Source organism: Streptomyces sp. NPDC002788, assembly GCF_053592115.1.
In genome coordinates, this window is the sequence record NZ_JBSFVB010000023.1 from 70,184 (window position 1) to 91,037 (window position 20,854).

A 20,854-nucleotide genomic window follows, 5' to 3' on the forward strand; every position below is an offset into this window, starting at 1 on the left:
GTGCTACGACACGTGTCCGATTGCTATCGGATCGTGATGCTCAGATTCCCCTCAGATGTAATGACGCAGGTCGTAGAGGGTTACTACTGTCCTCCGAAACCGAGGAGGACGGAGCCTGAGAGCGATGACCGAAGTATCGGTGGCCAAGGAAGATGTGGCCGCGACCGGCGAACTGGTCGTCCTGAAGAGCGTCAACAAGCACTTCGGCGCGTTGCACGTACTCCAGGACATCGACCTGACGATCGCCCGCGGTGAAGTCGTCGTGGTCATCGGACCCTCCGGGTCCGGCAAGTCCACCCTGTGCCGCACCATCAACCGCCTGGAGACGATCGACTCCGGCTCGATAGCGATCGACGGCAAGCCCCTGCCCGCCGAGGGCAAGGAGCTGGCCCGGCTGCGGGCCGACGTCGGCATGGTCTTCCAGTCCTTCAACCTCTTCGCGCACAAGACCGTGCTCGAGAACGTGATGCTCGGCCAGATCAAGGTCCGCAAGAAGGACAAGCAGGCGGCCGAGGAACGGGCCCGGGCCCTGCTCGACCGGGTCGGCGTGGCCGCGCAGGCCGAGAAGTACCCGGCACAGCTCTCCGGCGGCCAGCAGCAGCGCGTCGCGATCGCGCGGGCTCTGGCCATGGAGCCGAAGGTCATGCTCTTCGACGAGCCGACCTCCGCGCTCGACCCCGAGATGATCAACGAGGTGTTGGAGGTCATGCAGCAGCTCGCCCGCGACGGCATGACGATGATCGTCGTCACCCATGAGATGGGTTTCGCACGATCGGCTGCAAACCGCGTGGTGTTCATGGCGGACGGCCGGATCGTCGAGGAGGCTGCGCCCGACCAGTTCTTCAGCAATCCGCGCAGCGACCGTGCCAAGGACTTCCTGTCGAAGATCCTGCACCACTGAGGCGCGCGTCGCGCCCGCGACGATCCGCGTCACCCGCAACATCGGTTTTTCTCTTCACGGCAAAGGATGTTCACCATGAAGCTCCGCAAGGTCTCCGCTGCGGCCGCCACCGCTCTCGTCCTCGCCCTGACCGCTACTGCCTGTGGTGGCGACGACGGCGGTGACTCCAACGGCTCCGGCTCCGGCGGCGGCGACAAGATCAAGATCGGCATCAAGTACGACCAGCCCGGTCTGGGCCTGAAGGAGCCCGACGGTTCCTTCTCCGGCTTCGACGTGGACGTGGCAACGTACGTGGCCAAGGAACTGGGCTACGAGCCCAACCAGATCGAGTGGGTCGAGACCAAGAGCGCCGACCGTGAGAACGCGCTGGCCCGCGGTGACGTGAAGATGATCGCGGCCACGTACTCGATCACCGACGAGCGCAAGCAGAAGGTCGACTTCGCCGGTCCGTACCTGCTGGCCCACCAGGACCTGCTGGTGAAGGCAGACTCGGACATCAAGGAGGGCACGGACCTCAACGGCAAGAAGCTGTGCTCGGTGGCCGGCTCCACCTCGGCTCAGAACGTCAAGGACAAGATTGCGCCGAAGGCCCAGCTCCAGCGGCTCGGCGGTTACTCGGAGTGCATCGCGGGTCTGCAGAGCGGCCAGCTCGACGCCCTGACCACGGACGACGCGATCCTCGCCGGTTTCGCGGCGCAGGAACAGTACAAGGGGCAGTTCAAGCTCGCCGGGCTCAAGCTGAGCAACGAGAACTACGGCATCGGTGTGAAGAAGGGCGACACCGCGACCGTGAACAAGATCAACGACGCGCTGGAGAAGATGGTCAGCGACGGCGCCTGGGACAAGGCCGTCAAGGACAACTTCGGGCCGGCGAACTACAAGTACGAGAAGGCCCCGAAGATCGGCCAGATCGTCCAGTAACGCGGGATTCCGCCGACGCAGGATCCCCGCGACACAGCGGGGATCCGCAGGCGCGCCGCCGCCTCTCGCTTCTTCGGCGGCGGCGCGGCACGTCCGCTGCCCAAGCCACACACCCGGAAGCGCGGGAGATCGTGTTCGACTTTCTATCTGACTATGACGACCCGAGCCTGCTGGGTGCCTTCTGGGTCACTGTGCAGCTCACCGTCCTCTCGGCCGTCGGATCCCTGATCTGGGGCACCCTGCTGGCGGCCATGCGGGTCAGTCCGGTTCCGCTGATGCGCGGGTTCGGCACCGCCTATGTGAACATCGTCCGGAACATCCCTCTCACCGTCATCATCGTCTTCACCTCGCTCGGCCTCGCCAACATCTTCGGCGTGACGATGGGCGTCCCCGACGACTTCGAGGCCAAGGCATTCCGCTTGGCGGTCCTCGGCCTCGTCGCCTACACCGCCGTCTTCGTCTGCGAGGCGATCCGCTCGGGCATCAACACAGTGCCTGTCGGCCAGGCGGAGGCCGCCCGTGCCATCGGGCTGAGTTTCAGCCAGATCCTGCGGCTCGTGGTGCTGCCGCAGGCGTTCCGCTCGGTCATCGGGCCGTTGGCCAACGTGCTGATCGCGCTGACCAAGAACACGACCGTGGCGGCCACGATCGGAGTGGCGGAGGCCGCCCTCCTGATGAAGGACATGATCGAGAACGAGGCACAGACGGTGCTCATCGGCGCGGTCTTCGCCTTCGGTTTCGTGGTACTGACCCTGCCCACCGGCCTGATCCTGGGCTGGTTGAGCAAGCGACTGGCGGTGAAGCGATGACGTCCGTCCTCTACGACGCCCCCGGCCCCCGGGCCAAGCGGCGCAACGTGTTCTTCTCGGTGGTCTTCTTCGTCCTGCTCGCCCTGCTGCTGTGGTGGGTCTGGCAGACGATGGACGAAAAGGGCCAGCTGCAATGGTCCCTGTGGAAGCCGTTCACCACGTCCGAAGCGTGGACGACGTACCTGCTGCCGGGCCTGGCTGACACCCTGAAGGCCGCGGTCCTCTCCATGGTCATCGCCCTCCCGCTGGGCGCCGTCCTCGGTATCGCACGCATGTCCGACCACCGCTGGGTGCGCATCCCGGCCGGCGCGGTGGTCGAGTTCTTCCGGGCCATCCCGGTGCTGCTGCTGATGCTGTTCGCCAACGAGTTCTACGTCCGCTCCACGGGCATCCCCAGCGATGAGCGGCCCCTGTACGCGGTCGTCACCGGCCTGGTGCTCTACAACGCGTCGGTGCTCGCCGAAATCGTCCGCGCGGGCATCCTCTCCCTGCCCAAGGGGCAGTCGGAAGCCGCAATGGCGATCGGCCTGCGCAAGGGCCAGACGATGAGCAGCATCCTGCTCCCGCAGGCCGTCACCGCCATGCTGCCCGCCATCGTCAGCCAGCTGGTCGTCATCGTGAAGGACACCGCGCTGGGCGGCGTGATGCTCGGGTTCACCGAGTTGCTCAACACGCGCAGCACCCTCGCGGCCAACTACGCGAACGTCATCCCCAGCTTCATCGTGGTGGCGGTCATCTTCATCGTGCTGAACTTCATCCTCACGTCCTTCGCCTCCTGGCTGGAGCGCAGGCTGCGCCGCAGCAAGCGGAGCACGGGTGCAGTTCTCGGTGCCGACAAGGTCGACGACGTGAACGCGGCCGAGGTGGGCGGCACCTACGGCACCGGTGCCGGCGGCACGATCTGACGGCCCGAAAACCGCTACGACTGTGGCCCGCCGGGGATCCGGCGGGCCACAGTCGTGCCGAGCCCTGAGCCATCCGGCTCCGGCCACCCCTGACACCCATCGAGTGACGAGCGCGTCGCCCGGCTACCCTTGGTGCAGCGGCATGATCGCCACCAACCCCTGGTCACTTGACGCAAGCACCGGCAATGGGTTGCATACGTTCTGTGATCGTGCACCCTGCTCCAACTTCCTGTTCACCTGCGTCTCTCAGGACAACACCACGGGCAGGGGGCGCCGCGCCGTGGATCCGGTGATCATCGTCGGAGCGGGGCCCGTCGGGCTCACGCTCGCCCTGGCGCTGGCGCGTCAGGAGGTGCCGTGCGTCGTCCTGGACGAGGGGCCGGGCAAGGACGAACCCCGTGCGGCGCGCACCGTCGTCCTGCGCGAGGACACCGCCGCTCTCGTGGAACGGCTGACCGGCGTACGCCTCGACCAGGCCGGTGCCCACTGGGCCGGATGGCGGTCGGTGCGGCGCAAGCAGGTGATGCGCGAGGTCTTTTTCGACGGCACCGAGCCCGTCCCGCTGCACATCGCCCAGCACGTGCTGACCGACGCCCTGCGCGCGGCCCTGTCGGGCGAACGGCTCGTCAAAGTCGCGGTGGAGAGCCGGGTCGACGGCATCGAGCAGGAGTCCTCGGGCGTCACGGCCCACACCCGCGGCCCCAAGGGCACGTGGTGGCGCGGCAGTTTCCTGGTCGGCTGCGATGGGCCCCGCTCGACCGTGCGCAAGCTCCATGACATCCGTTTCCCGGGCCGTACGGCGGTGGAACGTCACGCCGTCGCCGCACTGCGCACGGAACTGCCCTGGCCCGACGAGGCCTTGCTGCACCGCATGCCGCCCTGGCGCATGTCGGGGCCCTCGGCCAACGAAGTCACCGCCCGCCCGCTGCCGGACGGCGTCTGGCGCCTCGACTGGCTGCTGCCACCCGGCAAGGACCTGGTCACCCCCGAGCTGCTGCTGACCCGGATCCGGGAGACCCTGGCCGGCTGGACGGGCGGCACGACCCCGCCGTACGAACTGCTGGACACCGGCGTCCACACGGTCCACCACCGTCTGGCCCGCCGCTGGCGCGCCGACCGCGTCTTTCTCGCCGGGGACGCTGCCCACCTGCTCGGCGCGCTGGGGACGCACGGGCTGGACGAGGGGCTGCGCGACGCCGACAACCTCGCCTGGAAACTGGCCCTTGCCTGGCACCACGGACCGCACGAGGCTCTCCTCGACAGCTACCAGAGCGAACGCAGGGCGGTCGTCGCCGCCCGGCTCCGCGCCGCCGACCAGGCCCTGCCGCTGCTGCGCGGCGGCGGGGGCCTGCGCTCCTACGTCCCCGGCTCCTCCCGTGGCCATGACGCACTCCTGACGGACGGTCACCTGGGACAGGGCCAGCTGGGCGCGCCGGGGACGTACGTCGATTCGCCGCTCGCACCCCAACGCCTCGAAGGAGAGACCCCGGTCGACACACCGCCCGGCGCGCCCATCACCGATGTTCGGGTCACGGCGGAGGACGGCGCCTTCGTGCGACTGCGGGACCGGCTCGGGCGGGGCGCGCTGCTCGTGGTGCTGATCGCCCCGGGCACGGGCGTGTGGGAGCGGAAGCACTGGGCCAGGGCCGGCATCATGCCCCAGCTCGCGGCGGCGGTCACGGCGCTGCCGCACCCCGCCGAGCTGCTGGTCGCCGAGAGCTACCCGGGCGCGGCCGCACACACCGTGCTCCTGGTGCGCCCCGACGGGCACCTCGTCACCGCGCTGAGCGGAGTGCGCCCGGCCGACCTGCACGCGGCGGCGGAGGCCGCGGTGGGCGGGCCGGTGAAGGCGCAGGCCGGAGCCGGTGCCTCGGTGGGCTCGCCCTGACCTCGACAGCCGGCCCGACGTGCTCACCGTCACCGTGCTTCGCCATGGTGACGGTGAGTCGACCGGTCTTGGCGGTCATGGTGTACTCCGGTGCGTGACCGACACCTGTGTGCGCCTGTGGCGGAGGGTCCATATGGACCTCGTCCGCTATGCGGGCTGCGTGTGTCGCCCGTCCTGCCGCCGTGTGGCCATCGACGAGTTCCTGGAGCGCGTGCGGGCGGGCTACGAGCGGATCGAACCGCGGGAGGCGTACGAGGCCGCCCGGACCGGGGACGCGCTGCTGGTGGACATCCGCTACGCCGCCCTGCGCGAACGGGACGGTCTCATCCCCGGCGCCGTCGCCGTCGAGCGCAACGAACTGGAGTGGCGCCTCGACCCACAAGGCTCCCACCGCCTCCCCGAGGTGACGAGCCACGCCCTCCGCGTCATCGTCGTCTGCAACGAGGGCTATGCCTCCAGCCTGGCAGCCCATTCGCTGCACCAACTGGGCCTGCACCGGGCCACGGATCTGGTCGGGGGATTCCAGGCCTGGCGGGAGGAGGGGCTGCCAGTGGAGTGAGCCCCTCCGGGCAGCGCAGGTTGTCTCCTCGGGGACGCGACCGAACCGTCCGGCGCGATGGTCACCTGCCCGGCGGTTCAGCCAGGACGACGACATGGTCGTGCCGGGCATCGCACCCGAGCACCGGATCGCCGTAGCCGCCCTCCGGGTCCATCAGCACCGACTTGCCCAGCCGCCAACCTGGCGTCTGCAGAAGGCGCAGAACAAGTCGAGTCGCTCCAGAAGGAGCGTTTGCTGAGCAGGCCGGCCGTTCAGAACCCCTCGTCGCCCAGAAACTCCCTATCCTCCCCCTCCTCCTCCAACGCCTGCCGGACCACCCGCAGGGCCATGCCCTCGGGGTAGCCCTTGCGGGCGAGCATGCCCGCGAGGCGGCGGAGGCGTTTGTCCCGGTCGAGGCCGCGGGTGGAGCGGAGCTTGCGTGCGACGAGTTCGCGGGCCGTCGCCTCCTCCTGCTCGGAGTCCAGCCGGGAGACGGCCTCGTCGATCAGCGTGGAGTCGACGCCCTTGGTCCGCAGCTCCCGGGCGAGGGCACGCCGGGCCAGTCCTCTGCCATGGTGGCGGGACTCCACCCAGGCCTCCGCGAAGGCACTGTCGTTGATGAGGCCGACCTCTTCGAACCGCGACAACACCTCCTCCGCGGCGTCGTCCGGGATCTGCCGCTCGCGCAGGGCGTCGGCGAGCTGCTTGCGGGTCCGCGGGGTCCCGGTCAGCAGACGCAGGCAGATCGCCCGAGCCTGCTCGACCGGGTCCCCTGGAGGCACCTCCTGCCCGGCCCTCGACGAGGAGAGGGCACCTCCGTCCTCGACGTCGGCCGCCTCACCGAAGCCACGCCGACGACGCCCCCGCCGACCGCCGCGCTGCCCACCGCCACGCGAGCCGCCCCCGGATGAGCCGCCCCCGTGCGGCTCATCGCCTCCGAACGGCGCATCCCCGCGCCCGTCCTCCCCGTCCACGACCGAGCCCGTGTCGTCTCCGGTGTCCCTCCCCCGTGGGACACCGGAGCCGGCGTACTCGTACTCCGCCCAGTCGGTTCGTCGTGTCACGGGTCAGCTCTTGGCTGCGGCGGCCTTGGACTTGCTCGTCTTGGCCGCTGCCGGGGCGGGGACAGCCGGCGCCGCGTCGGCCGGTGCGGCGACCGCGGCGTCCGTGCCCGGCTCGGCGGCCGGCTCCTCGGGACGCACGCCGACACCCAGCTTCTCCTTGATCTTCTTCTCGATCTCGTTGGCCAGGTCGGGGTTGTCCTTCAGGAAGTTGCGCGCGTTCTCCTTGCCCTGGCCGAGCTGGTCGCCCTCGTACGTGTACCAGGCGCCGGCCTTGCGGACGAAGCCGTGCTCCACGCCCATGTCGATCAGGCCGCCCTCGCGGCTGATGCCCTGGCCGTAGAGGATGTCGAACTCGGCCTGCTTGAAGGGCGGGGCGACCTTGTTCTTGACGACCTTGCAGCGAGTGCGGTTGCCGACCGCCTCCGTACCGTCCTTCAGGGTCTCGATGCGGCGGATGTCGATACGCACCGACGCGTAGAACTTCAGCGCCCGGCCACCGGTCGTGGTCTCCGGGGAGCCGAACATCACGCCGATCTTCTCGCGGAGCTGGTTGATGAAGATCGCGGTGGTCTTGGACTGGTTGAGCGCGCTGGTGATCTTCCGCAGGGCCTGGCTCATGAGGCGGGCCTGCAGACCGACGTGGCTGTCGCCCATCTCGCCCTCGATCTCCGCGCGCGGGACGAGCGCGGCGACGGAGTCGATGACGATGAGGTCGAGGGCGCCGGAGCGGACCAGCATGTCCACGATCTCCAGGGCCTGCTCGCCGTTGTCGGGCTGGGAGAGGATGAGGTTGTCGATGTCGACGCCGAGCTTCTTGGCGTACTCGGGGTCGAGTGCGTGCTCCGCGTCGACGAAGGCGACCTGGCCGCCGGCCTTCTGCGCGTTCGCCACCGCGTGCAGGGTCAGGGTGGTCTTACCGGAGGACTCCGGTCCGTAGATCTCCACGACGCGGCCGCGCGGCAGGCCGCCCACACCGAGGGCCACGTCCAAGGCCGTGGACCCGGTCGAGATGACCTCGATGGGCTCCATGGTCCGGTCGCCCATGCGCATGACCGCGCCCTTGCCGAATTGCCGTTCAATCTGTGCGAGAGCGGCATCCAGGGCCTTCTCGCGGTCGGTTCCTGCCATGGGTTCCACCCGATTTGCTTGAGTCGATCGCTTCACGTCAAAGACGCTAACGCCTGCCACTGACAACGCGCCCCGACGCACGTCCGGCCTGTGGATAACTCGGGCACTTCTCCATCCAAACTATGTCGAAATGCCCACCGTTGAGCCTTGCCGGCGCCTCCATGAGAATAGATGTTCGATTTTCGTGTCAAGCGCACCACACGGCATCTCGGTGTCACGGTGGTCGGCCTCTCGAGGCAGGCGCCTCGACTCGCGCCGTCGGGGCCGGTCCCGGCCAGGCGGCCCGCCCGCGCACCGAGCACGTCCAGTCCGCCGTCTTCATGGCCCTGCCCGGGCTGGTCCTGTCGTGGCGGAGCGGTGCCCGTCAGGGTCCCTCAGGAGGAACTCTCCCCGGAGCCCCCGCCCCCGCGTCGCTCCGCCCCTGGCTGCCGTGCCGTCCACAGTCCCCTCGCGCGCGACAACAGGCCCGGCCCCTCCCCACGGCGCCGATGGCCATGGACCCGGGGGTCGTCCGTGACGTCGTAGCGCTTCACGTAAGCGCCCAGGAAGGCCTGCAGCGTGGCGATGGCGGGGATGGCGATCAGCGCGCCGACGGCGCCGAGGAGCGCGGCGCCGGCGACGACCGAGCCGAAGGCGACAGCGGGGTGGATGTCGACGGTCTTGGAGGTCAGCTTGGGCTGCAGCACGTAGTTCTCGAACTGCTGGTAGATCACGACGAAGATCAGCACCCACAGCGCGTACCAGGGATCCACCGTGAACGCGATCAGCATGGGCAGGGCGCCCGCGAGATACGTGCCGATGGTGGGGATGAACTGCGACACCAGGCCCACCCACACGGCGAGCACGGGCGCGTAGGGCACGTCCAGGGCCTGCAGCAGCACGAAGTGCGCGATACCGGAGATCAGCGCCATCAGGCCGCGCGAGTAGATGTAGCCGCCGGTCTTGTTCACGGCGATCTCCCACGCGCGCAGTACCTCGGCCTGCCGGGCGGGCGGCAGGACGGAGCAGATCGCGCGGCGGAGCCGGGGTCCGTCGGCGGCGAAGTAGAACGAGAACAGCGCGATCGTCAGCAGTTGGAAGATGCCTCCGATGACCTGTGCGGACACGTCCAGGACGCCCGTCGCGCTGTTCTGCACGTAGTTGCGCAGCCAGTCGGAACGGAGCAGACCCTCCTGGATGTCGACGCGCTTCAGGTCGGTCTTGAAGTGGGCGTTGACCCAGCTGATGACGGAGTCGAGATAGTCAGGGAACCCCTCGACCATCTTGATGAGCTGGCCGGCGAGCATCGATCCGAGCAGCGTGACGAAGCCCGCCGCCACGATCACCACGCCGATGAAGACGACGAACGCGGCGAACCCTCGGCGCATGCCCCGCGAGGCCATCCAGCCCACCGCGGGCTCGATGGCGAGCGCCAGGAAGAACGCGATGAGGATGTTGACCAGCAGGCCGGTGAGCTGGTGGAAGGCCCAGCTGCCCAGCTGGAACACGGCGACGAGGGCGAGCGCGAGCACCATGGCGCGCGGCAGCCAGCGCGGCATGCGGCCGTTCGGTCCGGCCCCGCCGGCCGGGGGCCGGGCGGGCGGCGTCGTATCGGACGCGGAGGACTGCTGGGCTGCCTGCCCGGTCTCGTCAGTGGGTGCCACGGACCAAGTCTCGTACACGCCACCGACAGCCGTCTGCCCGGCTGCGATCTTCGTGACCGGTCAGCGATCTTTGAGGTCGGTCAGCGATCTTCGAGGTCGACCGTCCACGGTGTCAGCGCCGCTCCCGGGGCACGTCCATCACCGCGCAGACCACCTGCCACACGGCCTTGGCGTCCCAGCCGGCGTCCAGCGCCTCGTTCACCGTGCGCCCGCCGAGTTCCGCCATCACGTGGTCGCGCGCGAAGGTGTCGGCGTATCCCGGGCCGAAGTGCTCATCCATCCGCTGCCAGAAGACCGTCAACCGCATGACTCCAGTATCCCGCCCTGGGGGTGTGCCTGAGCCGGGACGCCTGCCGGCGCCGCTTTCCGCCCTACGGTCTGACCCATGCCCGAAACCGGAGCCTCCGCACTCCCCCCGACGCCCGCGCCGCACAGCCCCGTCACGCGCGCGGAGCGGTTCGTATGGCTCACCGCCCGCGTGCTCGAGCAGCGCCTCTTCACACACCGCTTCCGGGGCGGCTCCGCCGATCCGGTGGAGATCGCCCTGGACGCCTACCGCAACGAGGACGGCGGGTACGGCCACGCACTGGAGCCCGATCTGCGCGGCCCCGTCAGCCAGCCGCTGCACACCGCCCACGCCCTGCGCGTCCTGGACGCCGTCGGGCGCTGCGCGGGACAGCGCGTGGAACGCATGTGCCGCTATCTGACGTCGGTGTCCACGGTGGACGGCGCGCTCCCGGCGATCCATCCGAGCCAGCGCGGCTACCCGACGGCGCCCTTCGTGAGGGTCGTGGACGACCCGCCCAGCGAACTCCTGGCCACCGGTCCGGTGGTCGGGATCCTGCACCGCAACGAGGTGTGGCACGCGTGGCTCTTCAGGGCCACGGACTTCTGCTGGCAGGTGGTCGAGTCCCTGGAGAGGTCGCATCCGTACGAGGTCGAGGCCGCCGTCGCCTTCCTGGACTCGGCTCCCGACCGCCCGCGTGCGGAGGCGGCAGCCGACCGTCTGGGCCGTCTGGTCCGCGCACACCGTCTGGCGGCTCTGGACCCCGGGCATGTGGACGCGTACCCGGTGTCCCCCGGCTACGCCCCGGGCGAGCACCACTTCCCGTACGACTACGCCAGGACACCGCGCTCCCTCGCGCGGGCGTGGTTCACCGACGATGAGATGGCCCGCTCCCTGGACCACCTCGCGGCCCTCCAGCAGGAGGACGGCGGCTGGCCGGTCCGCTGGCGCCACTGGGCCCCGGCCCCCGCACTGGAGGCTCGCCCGGCAGTGACGATCGAGGCCCTGCGCACCCTCAGCGCCTATGGCCGCAGCATCGGCTGATCAGGCCCCCATGACCCGCACTCCCGCGGTCACCACCACGGCCGCCGCCACGACGAGCAGGAACGGCGCACGCAGCATCAGCGCCACGGCGGCGGCACCGACCCCGGCGGCCCGCGCGTCCAGCATCAGCGTCTGCCCGTCGGCGAAGGTCTGCTGGGCCGTGAGGGCCGCGAGCAGCGCCACGGGCAGCAACGCCGCGAGCCGCTCGACGACGGGCCGCTCCAGGGCCTCCGCGGGCACCGACAGCCCGGCCAGCTTGACGGCGTAGCACCCGAGGACGGTCACACCGATGGCGATCCAGACGTTCAACGCTCATCCTCCTGTCCCCGGCGACGGCCGTCCGCCCACAGCACCACCGGCGCCGCCAGCGCGGCCAGCAGCACCGGCACCCCGGCGGGCAGCACGGGCAGGAGCCCGAGCCCCAGCAGCACGGCGAGCCCGGCGACGGCCCGTTCGGTGCCGGTCTTCAGCATCGGCGCGAGCAGCGCCAGGAACACCGCGGGCCCCGCCGCGTCCAGCCCCCACGCGTCGGTGTCCCCGAGGGCCTCGGCGCCCAGGGCACCGAGCAGCGTGGTGAGGTTCCACAGGACGTACAGGGTCAGCCCCGTCACCAGGAACCCGATCCGCGCACCGCGCCGCGTTCGCTGCGCGAGCGCGACGGCGGCCGTCTCGTCGATCACCCACTGGGCGGCGAACGGCCGCACCGCGCGGGGGAGGGCCAGCACCTGCGACAGCCGCAACCCGTAGAAGGCGTTCCGCACCCCCAGGAAGAAGGCCCCGGCAGCGGCCGTGAACGGACCGCCCCCGGCCGCGAGGGCCCCCACCAGCGCGAACTGGGAAGCACCGGTGAACACCAGGAGGCTGAGGGCACATGTCTGCAGCAGCGTGAGTCCGCTGCCGGCCGACGTCACTCCGAAGGCGAACCCGGACAGCCCGACGGCCACCCCGACACCCAGCGCGTCCCGCACGACGGCCCGGTCCGCTTCCCCACCTGTCCCTGCATCTTTGAGAGCTGTCCGATCTGCCACGCCCCGCACGCTACGAGCAGTGCCTACCGCGGGTCTTGTACGTTCTTGCGCTCCCGCTGATACGCCCCCGGAGGCACGCCGACCATCCGGCTGAAGTGCCGGTTGAGGTGCGGCTGATCGGTGAACCCCACGGCCACGGCGACCTCCGAGGGGGCCGTGCCCATGTCCAGCAGGCGTCGCGCCCGCCGCACCCGCGCATCCGTGAGCCACGCGTGCGGAGGCATCCCGTAGGCGTCCCGAAAGGCCCGCAGCAAAGCGAACGGACTGGTCCCGAGGTCGGCCGCCAACCGCTCCAGGCTCGGCGGTCGCGCCATCCGCTCTTCCAGCACTCCACGCGCGCGTGCCGCGATCCGGGTCCCTGCCGTCCGCACCTGGCGCCGCGGCATGGGCCCCCCGTTCAACCGCAGCAACCTGGTCACCGCAACCCGCAGCAGCGTGTCCGCGGCCAGCGCGTTGCCCTGGTCGGCCGCCCGCAGCACCTGATGCACCAGCCCCACGGCGTACGGATCGTCCACGACCGGACTGACGAAGCCCGGCGTCCCCCGCAGCACCGTGGTCTCGGCCGCGATCTCCGCCACCACGTCGACGGACGGGTACACGGCCCCGTACCGCCAGCCCTCGGGCACCCCGGCCCGCCCGGTGTGCGGTGTGTCGGGATTCACCAGTGCGAGAGCGCCGGCCCCCGCGTACTGATCGCCCCCACCGTGGTGGAACACCTCCACCCCGTCGGCGATGCCGGCGATCACGAAGTTCTCGTGCGTATGCCGCACGAAGGTCTTCCGCACATACCGCGCCCGCAGCAGATCCACACCGGGCAGCTCGTCGTACCGCCAGTGCCGCGCGCGCTCGCTCATCCGACCATTGTCCGCGGCCATGGACGACAGGACGCGCCCCGGTGCATCCGCACTCTCCGGCGGCGAGGGCGGGGACGGGTCGGGGGTGCACACCGGCGGGCGGTCGGCGGGATCAACGGCCAGTCGGTCGGCGCCCAGGCCTCTCGCGCCGTTCCGAGGACGCACACCCCCGGCGCGGCCCCGGCCCACCGCGAACCGGCAGGCGTGACCGAGGCGCCCCCGATGTCAGTGCCCGGGTGCACGATGGACGCATGCCCAGCACAGCACCCGGACCCCTGGACGGCTTCTCCCCCGCGACCCGCGCCTGGTTCACGGGCGCCTTCTCCGCGCCCACCACGGCTCAGGCCGGCGCGTGGCAGGCCATCCACGAGGGCTCGGACGTCCTGGTCGTGGCCCCGACCGGCTCCGGCAAGACCCTGGCCGCCTTCCTCGCCGCCCTGGACCAGCTGGCCTCGACGCCTCCCCCCGCCGACCCCAGGAAGCGCTGCCGCGTCCTGTACGTGTCCCCCCTGAAGGCCCTCGCGGTGGACGTCGAGCGCAACCTCCGCAGCCCCCTGACCGGCATCCGCCAGGAATCCGTACGCCTCGGCCTGCCCGAACCCGAGGTGAAGGTGGGCATCCGCTCGGGCGACACCCCCGCGGCCGAGCGCCGCGCCCTGTCGACCCGCCCGCCGGACATCCTGATCACGACGCCGGAGTCGCTGTTCCTGATGCTGACGTCGGCCACGCGCGACGCACTGACGGGCGTCGAGACGGTGATCCTCGACGAGGTGCACGCGGTCGCCGGCACCAAGCGCGGCGCCCATCTCGCCCTCTCCCTGGAGCGGCTGGACGAGCTCCTCCCGAAGCCGGCCCGACGCATCGGCCTCTCCGCGACGGTCCGCCCGGTCGACGAGGTGGCTCGCTTCCTCTCGCCCCGCCGCCGGGTGGAGATCGTGCAGCCGGAGTCGGGCAAGGAGTTCGACCTGTCCGTGGTCGTCCCGGTCGAGGACCTGGGCGAGCTGGGCGGCTCCCCGGTGGCGGACGGCCAGGAGGGCGCCGAGCGTCCGTCGATCTGGCCGCACGTGGAGGAGCGGATCACCGACCTCGTCCAGTCCCACCGCTCCACGATCGTCTTCGCGAACTCCCGCCGCCTCGCGGAGCGCCTCTGCAACCGCCTGAACGAGATCGCGTACGAACGGGCCACGGGCGAGCCCCTCGACGAGCACCACTCCCCCGCCGAGCTCATGGGCGGCTCAGGTGCCGCCCAGGGCGCACCCCAGGTCATCGCCCGCGCCCACCACGGCTCGGTGTCCAAGGAGCAGCGCGCCCTGGTCGAGGAGGACCTGAAGGCGGGCCGCCTCCCCGCAGTCGTGGCCACCTCCAGCCTCGAACTGGGCATCGACATGGGCGCGGTCGACCTGGTGGTCCAGGTCGAGTCCCCGCCGTCGGTCGCCTCCGGCCTCCAGCGCGTGGGCCGGGCCGGCCACCAGGTGGGCGCGGTCTCCACCGGCGTGGTCTTCCCCAAGTACCGCGGCGACCTCGTGCAGGCGGCGGTGGTCACCGAGCGCATGCGCACCGGCTCCATCGAGTCCCTCAGGGTCCCCGCCAACCCCCTGGACGTCCTGGCCCAGCAGGTCGTCGCCATGACGGCCATGGACACCTGGCAGTTCGACGACCTCCTCGCCGCCGTCCGCCGGGCCGCTCCCTTCGCCTCGCTGCCCGAGTCCGCCTTCACCGCGGTCCTCGACATGCTCGCGGGCCGCTACCCGTCCGACGCCTTCGCCGAGCTGCGCCCGCGCGTGGTGTGGGACCGCGTCACCGGCGAGATCACCGGCCGCCCAGGCGCACAGCGCCTCGCCGTCACCTCCGGGGGCACGATCCCCGACCGCGGCCTCTTCGGCGTCTTCCTCGCGGGCGCCGACCCGAAGAAGGGCGGCGGCCGGGTCGGCGAGCTCGACGAGGAGATGGTCTACGAGTCCCGCGTCGGCGACGTCTTCACCCTCGGCACGAGCTCCTGGCGCATCGAGGACATCACCCGCGACCGCGTCCTGGTCTCCCCCGCCCCGGGCGTACCGGGCCGGCTGCCCTTCTGGAAGGGCGACCAGCTGGGCCGCCCGCTCGAACTGGGCCGGGCGGTGGGCGCGTTCCTGCGCGAGGTCGGCTCGCTGTCCAAGGACGACGCCCGGCTCCGTCTCCTCGCCGCCGGCCTGGACGCCTGGGCGGCCGACAACGTGCTCTCCTACCTGGACGAGCAGCGTGAGGCCTGCGGACACGTCCCGGACGACCGGACGATCGTCGTGGAGCGCTTCCGCGACGAGCTCGGCGACTGGCGCGTGGTGGTGCACTCCCCCTTCGGCGCCCAGGTGCACGCCCCCTGGGCGCTCGCCCTCGGCGCCAAGCTCTCCGAGCGGTACGGCATGGACGCGCAGGTCATGCACGCCGACGACGGCATCGTGCTGCGCCTGCCGGACGCCGACCTGATGGGCCTGGACCTGCTGGACCAGGAGCCGGTGAAGACGGGCCGGGAGTACGACGCCGAGCAGGCCCCCGTGGGCGCCGCCGACATCGTCTTCGACAAGGGCGAGGTCGACCAGGTCGTCACCGACCAGGTGGGCAGCTCGGCGCTGTTCGCGGCGCGTTTCCGCGAGTGCGCCGCCCGCGCGCTGCTGCTGCCGCGCCGCAACCCGGGCAAGCGCACCCCGCTGTGGCAGCAGCGGCAGCGGGCCTCACAGCTGCTGCAGGTGGCGAGCGAGTTCGGTTCGTTCCCGATCGTCCTGGAGGCGGTCCGGGAGTGCCTCCAGGACGTCTTCGACGTGCCCGGACTCGTCGAGCTGATGGGCGATGTGGAGTCCCGCAAGGTCCGCCTCGTCGAGGTCACCACCCCCGAGCCGTCCCCCTTCGCGCGCTCCCTCCTCTTCGGTTACGTCGCGCAGTTCCTGTACGAGGGCGACTCCCCGCTCGCCGAACGCCGCGCCGCCGCCCTGTCGCTGGACTCGCGGTTGCTGGCCGAGCTGCTCGGCCAGGCGGAGCTGCGCGAGCTGCTCGACGCGGAGGTCCTGACCGAGCTGGAGCGCGAGCTCCGGTGGCTGACGGAGGACCGCCGCGTCAAGGACGCCGAGGGCGTCGCCGACCTTCTCCGCATGCTGGGTCCGCTCACGGACGCCGAGCTCGCCGAGCGGGGCGCCGAACCGCAGTGGGCGCGGGAGCTGGCCGGTGCCCGCCGCGCCATCCGGGTCAGGATCGCCGGTGCCGACCACTGGGCGGCGATCGAGGACGCGGGCCGCCTGCGCGACGCGCTGGGCACGGCCCTGCCCGTCGGCGTGCCGGAAGCCTTCACCGAGCCCGTCAAGGACCCGCTGGGCGACCTCCTCGCCCGTTACGCCCGCACCCACGGCCCGTTCACGTCGGCCGCGGCGGCGGCCCGTTTCGGCCTGGGCGTGGCCGTCACCGAGGGCGCTCTCCAGCGGCTCTCCGCGGCGGGCCGGGTCGTCCAGGGCGAGTTCCATCCGGCCGGGATCGGCCAGGAGTGGTGCGACGCGGCCGTGCTGCGCCGACTGCGCCGCCGCTCCCTGGCCGCCCTGCGCCACGAGCTGGAGCCGGTGCCGCCGGCCGCGCTCGCCCAGTTCCTTCCCCAGTGGCAGCACATCGGCAAGGGGCACTCCCTGCGCGGCGTCGACGGACTGGTGCGCGCCGTCGAGCAGCTGCAGGGCGCGTCCGTGCCGGCCTCCGCCCTGGAGAAGCTCGTGCTGCCCTCCCGGGTCGTGAACTACACCCCGGCGATGCTGGACGAACTCACCGCCGCCGGAGAGATCGTCTGGGCCGGAGCGGGCTCCCTCCCCGGCAAGGACGGCTGGGTCTCGCTCTACCTGGCCGACGCGGCACCGCTGCTCCTGCCGCCCCCGCACCCCCTGGAGCTGACCGCCCTCCACCAGTCCGTCCTGGACGCCCTCTCCGGCGGCTACGGCCTGTTCTTCCGCCAGATCGCCGACCAGGTCCGCGCCACGACCCATCCCGAGGCCACCGATCCCCAGCTGGCGGACGCCCTCTGGGACCTGGCCTGGTCGGGCCGCCTGACCAACGACACGCTCACCCCCATGCGCTCGCTGCTGGGCTCGGGCCGCACCGCCGGATCCACGGCCCACCGCGCCAAGCGCGCCGTCCCGCGCGGCCGCTACGGCTCCCTGACGGCCGCGGCCCGTACCGCGTCCCGCTCCGGGCCGCCGACCGTCGCCGGCCGCTGGTCCCTGCTCCCGGCCCACGAGCCGGACCCGACCGTGCGGGCCCACGCCCTCGCCCGCACCCTCCTCGACCGGCACGGCGTCGTGACCAGGGGCGCGGTCTCGGCGGAGGGCGTCGAGGGCGGTTTCTCGGCGACGTACCGCGTCCTGTCCGTCTTCGAGGAGAGCGGCCAGGCCCGCCGCGGCTACGTGGTGGAGGGCCTGGGCGCGGCTCAGTTCGCGATGGACGGCGCCGTGGACCGGCTGCGCGCGGTGTCCAACGCCCGCGACCGGGGCGAGAGCCTGCCCGGCCCTCCGCCGGACCCCGGCCTCGATCCCTTGCCCGCCCATGACTTCGCCGGACCGGACGGCTCGGCCCCCTCGGGCGACCACACCGACGCCCCCGGCCCCGACGGCTTCCCCGGCCTGGGCGTATCCTTCGACGCACCTCAGCCGTCCCGGGACGAGTGGGTCTCGCCCCGCGACTACACACCGCGGAACACCCCGCCCTGGCAGAACGGCGGACGCGCACCGTACGACTCCGATTTCACGGGCCGCCGCACCCGCCCCGAAGCGTCCGGGGCCGTCGTCCTGGCCGCCGCCGACCCGGCGAACGCGTACGGCGCCGCCCTGGGCTGGCCCGAACCCCCGACCGGCGCCGGGCACAAGCCGGGCCGCAAGGCGGGCTCCCTGGTGGTGCTCGTCGACGGCGAACTGACGCTCTACATGGAACGCGGCGGCAAGTCCCTGCTCGCCTGGGCCGCCGACCCGGAGGGCGGCCCCGCAGAAGACCCCCGCCTGCGCGCAGCGGCGGAAGCTCTCGCCGCAGCCGCCCGCGCGGGTTCCCTCGGCACGGTCACCGTGGAGCGCGTCAACGGCGCCCAGGCCCTGACCTCCCCCATCGGCACTCTCCTGGAAGGAGCGGGCTTCATCGCGACTCCCCGCGGCCTCCGCCTCCGCGCCTGATCGTCCCGGCGACGTGCCACTCTTGAACCATGCCCGAAGGTGACACGGTCTGGCAGGCCGCGAGACGGCTGCACGACGCCCTCGCGGGCAAGGTGCTGACCCGCAGCGACCTCCGGGTGCCCCGTTTCGCCACGGCCGACCTCACGGGTCGCACGGTCCTGGACGTCACCCCGCGCGGCAAGCACCTCCTCACCCGCATCGAGGGCGGCTTGACCCTCCACTCCCACCTGCGGATGGACGGCGCCTGGAAGGTGTACGAGAACGGCCGGCGCTGGACCGGCGGCCCCGGGCACCAGATCCGCGCGATCCTCGGCACCACCGACCGCACGGCCGTCGGCTACCGCCTGCCCGTCCTGGAACTCCTGCGCACGACCGACGAGCACCGCGCGGTGGGTCACCTCGGCCCCGACCTCCTGGGTCCGGACTGGGACCCCGACCGGGCCCTGGCCAACGTCCTCCAGGACCCTGCCCGCCCTCTCGGCGAGGCCCTGCTCGACCAGCGCAACCTCGCCGGCATCGGCAATGTCTACAAGTGCGAACTCTGCTTCCTCCTCGGCGTCACCCCCTGGCTCCCGGCAGGCGACCTGCCCGCCGACCGCGCCGCACAGCTCCCCGTGCTCGCCAGGAAACTGCTGGAGGCCAACCGCGACCGCCCGATCCGCGTCACGACGGGCCGCCGCGGCCATGACCTCTTCGTCTACGGCCGGGCACCCCGCCCCTGCCTGCGCTGCCGCACCTCGATCCGCGTCGCCGAACAGGGCGACGGCTCGCGCGAACGCCCCACGTACTGGTGCCCCACCTGCCAGCCGGGCCCCGCCCCGGCCGTTTCCCCGACCCGGCGGCGAGGCCGCACCGATTGACGCCCCGTCAGAGACGCTCGTACGGTCCCTGGATGCCTGTCACGGCGTACGACCTCACCGGCCGGAGCGCGCGTTCGTCACCGGCGACGCGAGCGGCCTCGGCGCGACTGCTCACCGAGACGGGCGGCCACCGTGCACTGCGCGGACCGCGACACCGAGGGCCCGCACGAGACGGCCACCACAGCCACCTCCACTGCGGATCCGGTCCGCCACCAAGCCCACAGCCACTCCCGCCCACCCAGAAGCTCACCCCCGCCGCGAAGCCATCCCCGATCCCGTCATCCCCCACGCCCTCCGCCACCGCCGCGCGCCCACCGCCCCCTTCGCGCGCCGCTTCGGGACGCAATGCACCGGGAGCACGCTCAGCCCCCACCCCCCGGCCGCGACCGCCGCCTCCACCGCTCCCGCCTCGGCTACGACCACCAACCGCAGCACCGCCCACCACCACAGCACGCCCAGCCCGAGCACGGCCCCGCGGGCCCCCCAGCGCGCTATCCCCGCCATGGCCGCCACCTCCAGCGGCCCGAAGCCGTTCGGCCGCTCCACCCGACGGACAGGGCGCGGCACGGCCACCCAGGCACACCGCAGACGCCACCCGGGGGCACAGGCGCGACACCACACACCGCTCCGCGCCGAGCGGCGAAAGCCCGGCGCGGCCCGTCACCCGCTCCGGCGGCCGCTCGAGTCACCCGTTCTCGGCCTGGAACATCCAGTGATGCTTCTCCAGGTCCGCCGTGATCCCGATGAAGATGTCCTGGCTCACCGGATCGGGCTCACCGGTCGCCTCGACCCGCTCCCGCATGCGCGCGATGACCGCGCTCAGGGCGTCGACCAGCGCCCCCACGGCGGCCGTGTCGTCGACCCAGCCCTCGGGGGTCACACCGATCCCGCTGCCGACGGCCACGGTCGCGGCCCGCCCGTCGGGCGGGATCCCGAGCGCCGCGGCGCGCTCGGCCACGGTGTCGGAGTACTTCCGCGCGGTGTCGACGACCTCGTCGAGCTGGAGGTGCACGGAACGGAAGCGCGGCCCCACCACGTTCCAGTGGATCTGTTTCGCCACGAGAGCGAGATCCACCAGATCGACGAGGGCACCTTGCAGCGCCTCGGACACGGTCTTCAGGTTCGCGTCCGACAACGGGCTCTTCACGACGTACATCCGCACCTCCGTGGACTGCCCCCGCCATCCCCTCAACGATGACCGCCCCGAGCTCCAGCGGCAAACGCACACAAACCTGACACCTCAGCGCCGGTCGGTCGCGGGCAAGCGAAAACCCCGACCGGCACCCTCCGGGTCTTCCGGAGAGGCACGACCGGGGCCTCGTTCATGCCACGTGAGCGTCGAGCCTCACGCGGCGACGACGTCCACCGCCTCGGCAGGCGCCTTGATCGTCACCCGTTCCGGCGGCACACCGGTCACCGAAACGGAACCCAGCATCGGGCGAACCGGTGTGGGTACGGGCTCGCTGGGGGTGGCCGCTGCAGACTGGGCCAGCTCGGCGAGGGCGAGCTCGTCGCTCACTTCCCGCATGAGCTCGGACATCCGTACGTCCAACGCGTCGCAGATGGCGGAGAGCAGCTCGGAGGAAGCCTCCTTCTGCCCCCGCTCCACCTCGGAGAGATAGCCGAGTGAGACTCGGGCGGACGAGGAGACTTCGCGCAGAGTACGGCCCTGGCGCTGGCGCTGCCGACGCAGCACGTCACCCAGCAGGCGACGGAGCAGAATCATCGGTGGCTCCCTCCTCGGACCGCGTAGCCGCATCCATTACGCCCCACCGTACCGCCTTGCGCCGCGGCCGTGCGGGGAGCGATGTCGTGTTCAC

At 71.7% G+C, this 20,854-nt stretch carries 18 protein-coding genes and 1 pseudogene; 9 read left to right on the plus strand and 10 right to left on the minus strand.

Features of this window, described 5'->3' with window-relative positions:
* Nucleotides 1–124: 124 nt before the first annotated feature.
* From ACWD1U_RS32865 to ACWD1U_RS32890, 6 genes are all read left to right on the plus strand, one after another.
* Nucleotides 125–901, plus strand: coding sequence for an amino acid ABC transporter ATP-binding protein (locus ACWD1U_RS32865; protein ID WP_451113014.1), 777 nt, complete (start codon nucleotides 125–127; stop codon nucleotides 899–901).
* 75 nt (nucleotides 902–976) lie between these two features.
* Nucleotides 977–1,822 (plus strand): glutamate ABC transporter substrate-binding protein, encoded by an 846-nt coding sequence (locus tag ACWD1U_RS32870; protein WP_451113015.1) that lies wholly within the window; start codon nucleotides 977–979, stop codon nucleotides 1,820–1,822.
* A 131-nt stretch (nucleotides 1,823–1,953) separates the two neighbouring features.
* Nucleotides 1,954–2,631: an amino acid ABC transporter permease gene (locus ACWD1U_RS32875; protein ID WP_451113016.1), complete on the plus strand. Its 678-nt coding sequence runs from the start codon at nucleotides 1,954–1,956 to the stop codon at nucleotides 2,629–2,631.
* Complete coding sequence (locus ACWD1U_RS32880; protein ID WP_451113017.1) at nucleotides 2,628–3,536, plus strand: amino acid ABC transporter permease; 909 nt, start codon at nucleotides 2,628–2,630, stop codon at nucleotides 3,534–3,536. The genes ACWD1U_RS32875 and ACWD1U_RS32880 overlap by 4 nt, the downstream gene beginning before the upstream one ends.
* 280 nt (nucleotides 3,537–3,816) lie before the next feature.
* Nucleotides 3,817–5,424 carry an FAD-dependent monooxygenase gene (locus tag ACWD1U_RS32885; protein ID WP_451113018.1) on the plus strand — a complete coding sequence of 536 codons (1,608 nt, stop codon included), beginning with the start codon at nucleotides 3,817–3,819 and terminating at the stop codon, nucleotides 5,422–5,424.
* 94 nt (nucleotides 5,425–5,518) lie between these two features.
* Nucleotides 5,519–5,983: a rhodanese-like domain-containing protein gene (locus tag ACWD1U_RS32890; RefSeq protein ID WP_451113019.1), complete on the plus strand. Its 465-nt coding sequence runs from the start codon at nucleotides 5,519–5,521 to the stop codon at nucleotides 5,981–5,983.
* A 251-nt stretch (nucleotides 5,984–6,234) separates the two neighbouring features.
* Here the strand turns inward: ACWD1U_RS32890 and recX are convergent, their stop codons facing one another.
* The 4 genes from recX to ACWD1U_RS32910 form a co-directional block, all read right to left on the minus strand.
* Nucleotides 6,235–7,026 (minus strand): recombination regulator RecX, encoded by a 792-nt coding sequence (gene recX, locus ACWD1U_RS32895; RefSeq protein ID WP_451113020.1) that lies wholly within the window; start codon nucleotides 7,024–7,026, stop codon nucleotides 6,235–6,237.
* 3 nt (nucleotides 7,027–7,029) lie between these two features.
* Nucleotides 7,030–8,154 carry a recombinase RecA gene (gene recA / locus ACWD1U_RS32900; protein WP_451113021.1) on the minus strand — a complete coding sequence of 375 codons (1,125 nt, stop codon included), beginning with the start codon at nucleotides 8,152–8,154 and terminating at the stop codon, nucleotides 7,030–7,032.
* Nucleotides 8,155–8,528: 374 nt separating this feature from the next.
* Nucleotides 8,529–9,797, minus strand: a complete 1,269-nt coding sequence (locus ACWD1U_RS32905; protein ID WP_451113022.1) for an AI-2E family transporter — start codon at nucleotides 9,795–9,797, stop codon at nucleotides 8,529–8,531.
* 112 nt (nucleotides 9,798–9,909) lie between these two features.
* Nucleotides 9,910–10,104 carry a DUF3046 domain-containing protein gene (locus ACWD1U_RS32910; RefSeq protein ID WP_451113023.1) on the minus strand — a complete coding sequence of 65 codons (195 nt, stop codon included), beginning with the start codon at nucleotides 10,102–10,104 and terminating at the stop codon, nucleotides 9,910–9,912.
* A 78-nt stretch (nucleotides 10,105–10,182) separates the two neighbouring features.
* Here ACWD1U_RS32910 and ACWD1U_RS32915 point away from each other — a divergent pair, with 78 nt between their 5' ends.
* A complete protein-coding gene (locus tag ACWD1U_RS32915) occupies nucleotides 10,183–11,127 on the plus strand; it encodes a hypothetical protein (RefSeq protein ID WP_451113024.1) in 945 nt (314 codons plus the stop codon).
* Here the strand turns inward: ACWD1U_RS32915 and ACWD1U_RS32920 are convergent, their stop codons facing one another.
* From ACWD1U_RS32920 to ACWD1U_RS32930, 3 genes and pseudogenes are all read right to left on the minus strand, one after another.
* Complete coding sequence (locus tag ACWD1U_RS32920; RefSeq protein ID WP_451113025.1) at nucleotides 11,128–11,436, minus strand: AzlD domain-containing protein; 309 nt, start codon at nucleotides 11,434–11,436, stop codon at nucleotides 11,128–11,130.
* Nucleotides 11,433–12,155, minus strand: a complete 723-nt coding sequence (locus ACWD1U_RS32925; RefSeq protein WP_451113026.1) for an AzlC family ABC transporter permease — start codon at nucleotides 12,153–12,155, stop codon at nucleotides 11,433–11,435. Before ACWD1U_RS32925 ends, ACWD1U_RS32920 begins: the two co-directional genes overlap by 4 nt.
* Nucleotides 12,065–13,030, minus strand: a pseudogene (locus tag ACWD1U_RS32930) (AraC family transcriptional regulator); the annotation flags it as partial. The gene ACWD1U_RS32925 and the pseudogene ACWD1U_RS32930, both read right to left, overlap by 91 nt.
* 230 nt (nucleotides 13,031–13,260) lie before the next feature.
* Here ACWD1U_RS32930 and ACWD1U_RS32935 point away from each other — a divergent pair.
* Nucleotides 13,261–18,174 (plus strand): ATP-dependent helicase, encoded by a 4,914-nt coding sequence (locus tag ACWD1U_RS32935; RefSeq protein WP_451113027.1) that lies wholly within the window; start codon nucleotides 13,261–13,263, stop codon nucleotides 18,172–18,174.
* A gap of 29 nt (nucleotides 18,175–18,203) precedes the next feature.
* Nucleotides 18,204–19,034 carry an Fpg/Nei family DNA glycosylase gene (locus ACWD1U_RS32940; RefSeq protein ID WP_451113028.1) on the plus strand — a complete coding sequence of 277 codons (831 nt, stop codon included), beginning with the start codon at nucleotides 18,204–18,206 and terminating at the stop codon, nucleotides 19,032–19,034.
* A 246-nt stretch (nucleotides 19,035–19,280) separates the two neighbouring features.
* On the opposite strand, the gene ACWD1U_RS32945 is transcribed toward ACWD1U_RS32940, so the two are convergent.
* The 3 genes from ACWD1U_RS32945 to ACWD1U_RS32955 form a co-directional block, all read right to left on the minus strand.
* The gene (locus ACWD1U_RS32945; protein ID WP_451113029.1) at nucleotides 19,281–19,538 is read right to left on the minus strand and encodes a hypothetical protein; all 258 of its coding nucleotides are present in this window, start codon (nucleotides 19,536–19,538) and stop codon (nucleotides 19,281–19,283) included.
* Between the two features lie 181 nt (nucleotides 19,539–19,719).
* Nucleotides 19,720–20,190: a Dps family protein gene (locus tag ACWD1U_RS32950; RefSeq protein ID WP_451113030.1), complete on the minus strand. Its 471-nt coding sequence runs from the start codon at nucleotides 20,188–20,190 to the stop codon at nucleotides 19,720–19,722.
* Between the two features lie 189 nt (nucleotides 20,191–20,379).
* Nucleotides 20,380–20,760: a helix-turn-helix domain-containing protein gene (locus ACWD1U_RS32955; RefSeq protein WP_003993396.1), complete on the minus strand. Its 381-nt coding sequence runs from the start codon at nucleotides 20,758–20,760 to the stop codon at nucleotides 20,380–20,382.
* Between the last annotated feature and the right edge of the window lie 94 nt (nucleotides 20,761–20,854).

Bases quoted from the DNA above. Each gene is read 5' to 3' on its own strand.
- ACWD1U_RS32865 (WP_451113014.1), top strand. From the start codon at position 125: ATGACCGAAGTATCGGTGGCCAAGGAAGATGTGGCCGCGACCGGCGAA.
- ACWD1U_RS32870 (WP_451113015.1), top strand. From the start codon at position 977: ATGAAGCTCCGCAAGGTCTCCGCTGCGGCCGCCACCGCTCTCGTCCTC.
- ACWD1U_RS32880 (WP_451113017.1), top strand. From the start codon at position 2,628: ATGACGTCCGTCCTCTACGACGCCCCCGGCCCCCGGGCCAAGCGGCGC.
- recA (WP_451113021.1), bottom strand. From the start codon at position 8,154: ATGGCAGGAACCGACCGCGAGAAGGCCCTGGATGCCGCTCTCGCACAG.
- ACWD1U_RS32910 (WP_451113023.1), bottom strand. From the start codon at position 10,104: ATGCGGTTGACGGTCTTCTGGCAGCGGATGGATGAGCACTTCGGCCCG.
- ACWD1U_RS32915 (WP_451113024.1), top strand. From the start codon at position 10,183: ATGCCCGAAACCGGAGCCTCCGCACTCCCCCCGACGCCCGCGCCGCAC.
- ACWD1U_RS32935 (WP_451113027.1), top strand. From the start codon at position 13,261: ATGCCCAGCACAGCACCCGGACCCCTGGACGGCTTCTCCCCCGCGACC.
- ACWD1U_RS32940 (WP_451113028.1), top strand. From the start codon at position 18,204: ATGCCCGAAGGTGACACGGTCTGGCAGGCCGCGAGACGGCTGCACGAC.
- ACWD1U_RS32945 (WP_451113029.1), bottom strand. From the start codon at position 19,538: ATGGCGGGGATAGCGCGCTGGGGGGCCCGCGGGGCCGTGCTCGGGCTG.
- ACWD1U_RS32950 (WP_451113030.1), bottom strand. From the start codon at position 20,190: ATGTACGTCGTGAAGAGCCCGTTGTCGGACGCGAACCTGAAGACCGTG.
- ACWD1U_RS32955 (WP_003993396.1), bottom strand. From the start codon at position 20,760: ATGATTCTGCTCCGTCGCCTGCTGGGTGACGTGCTGCGTCGGCAGCGC.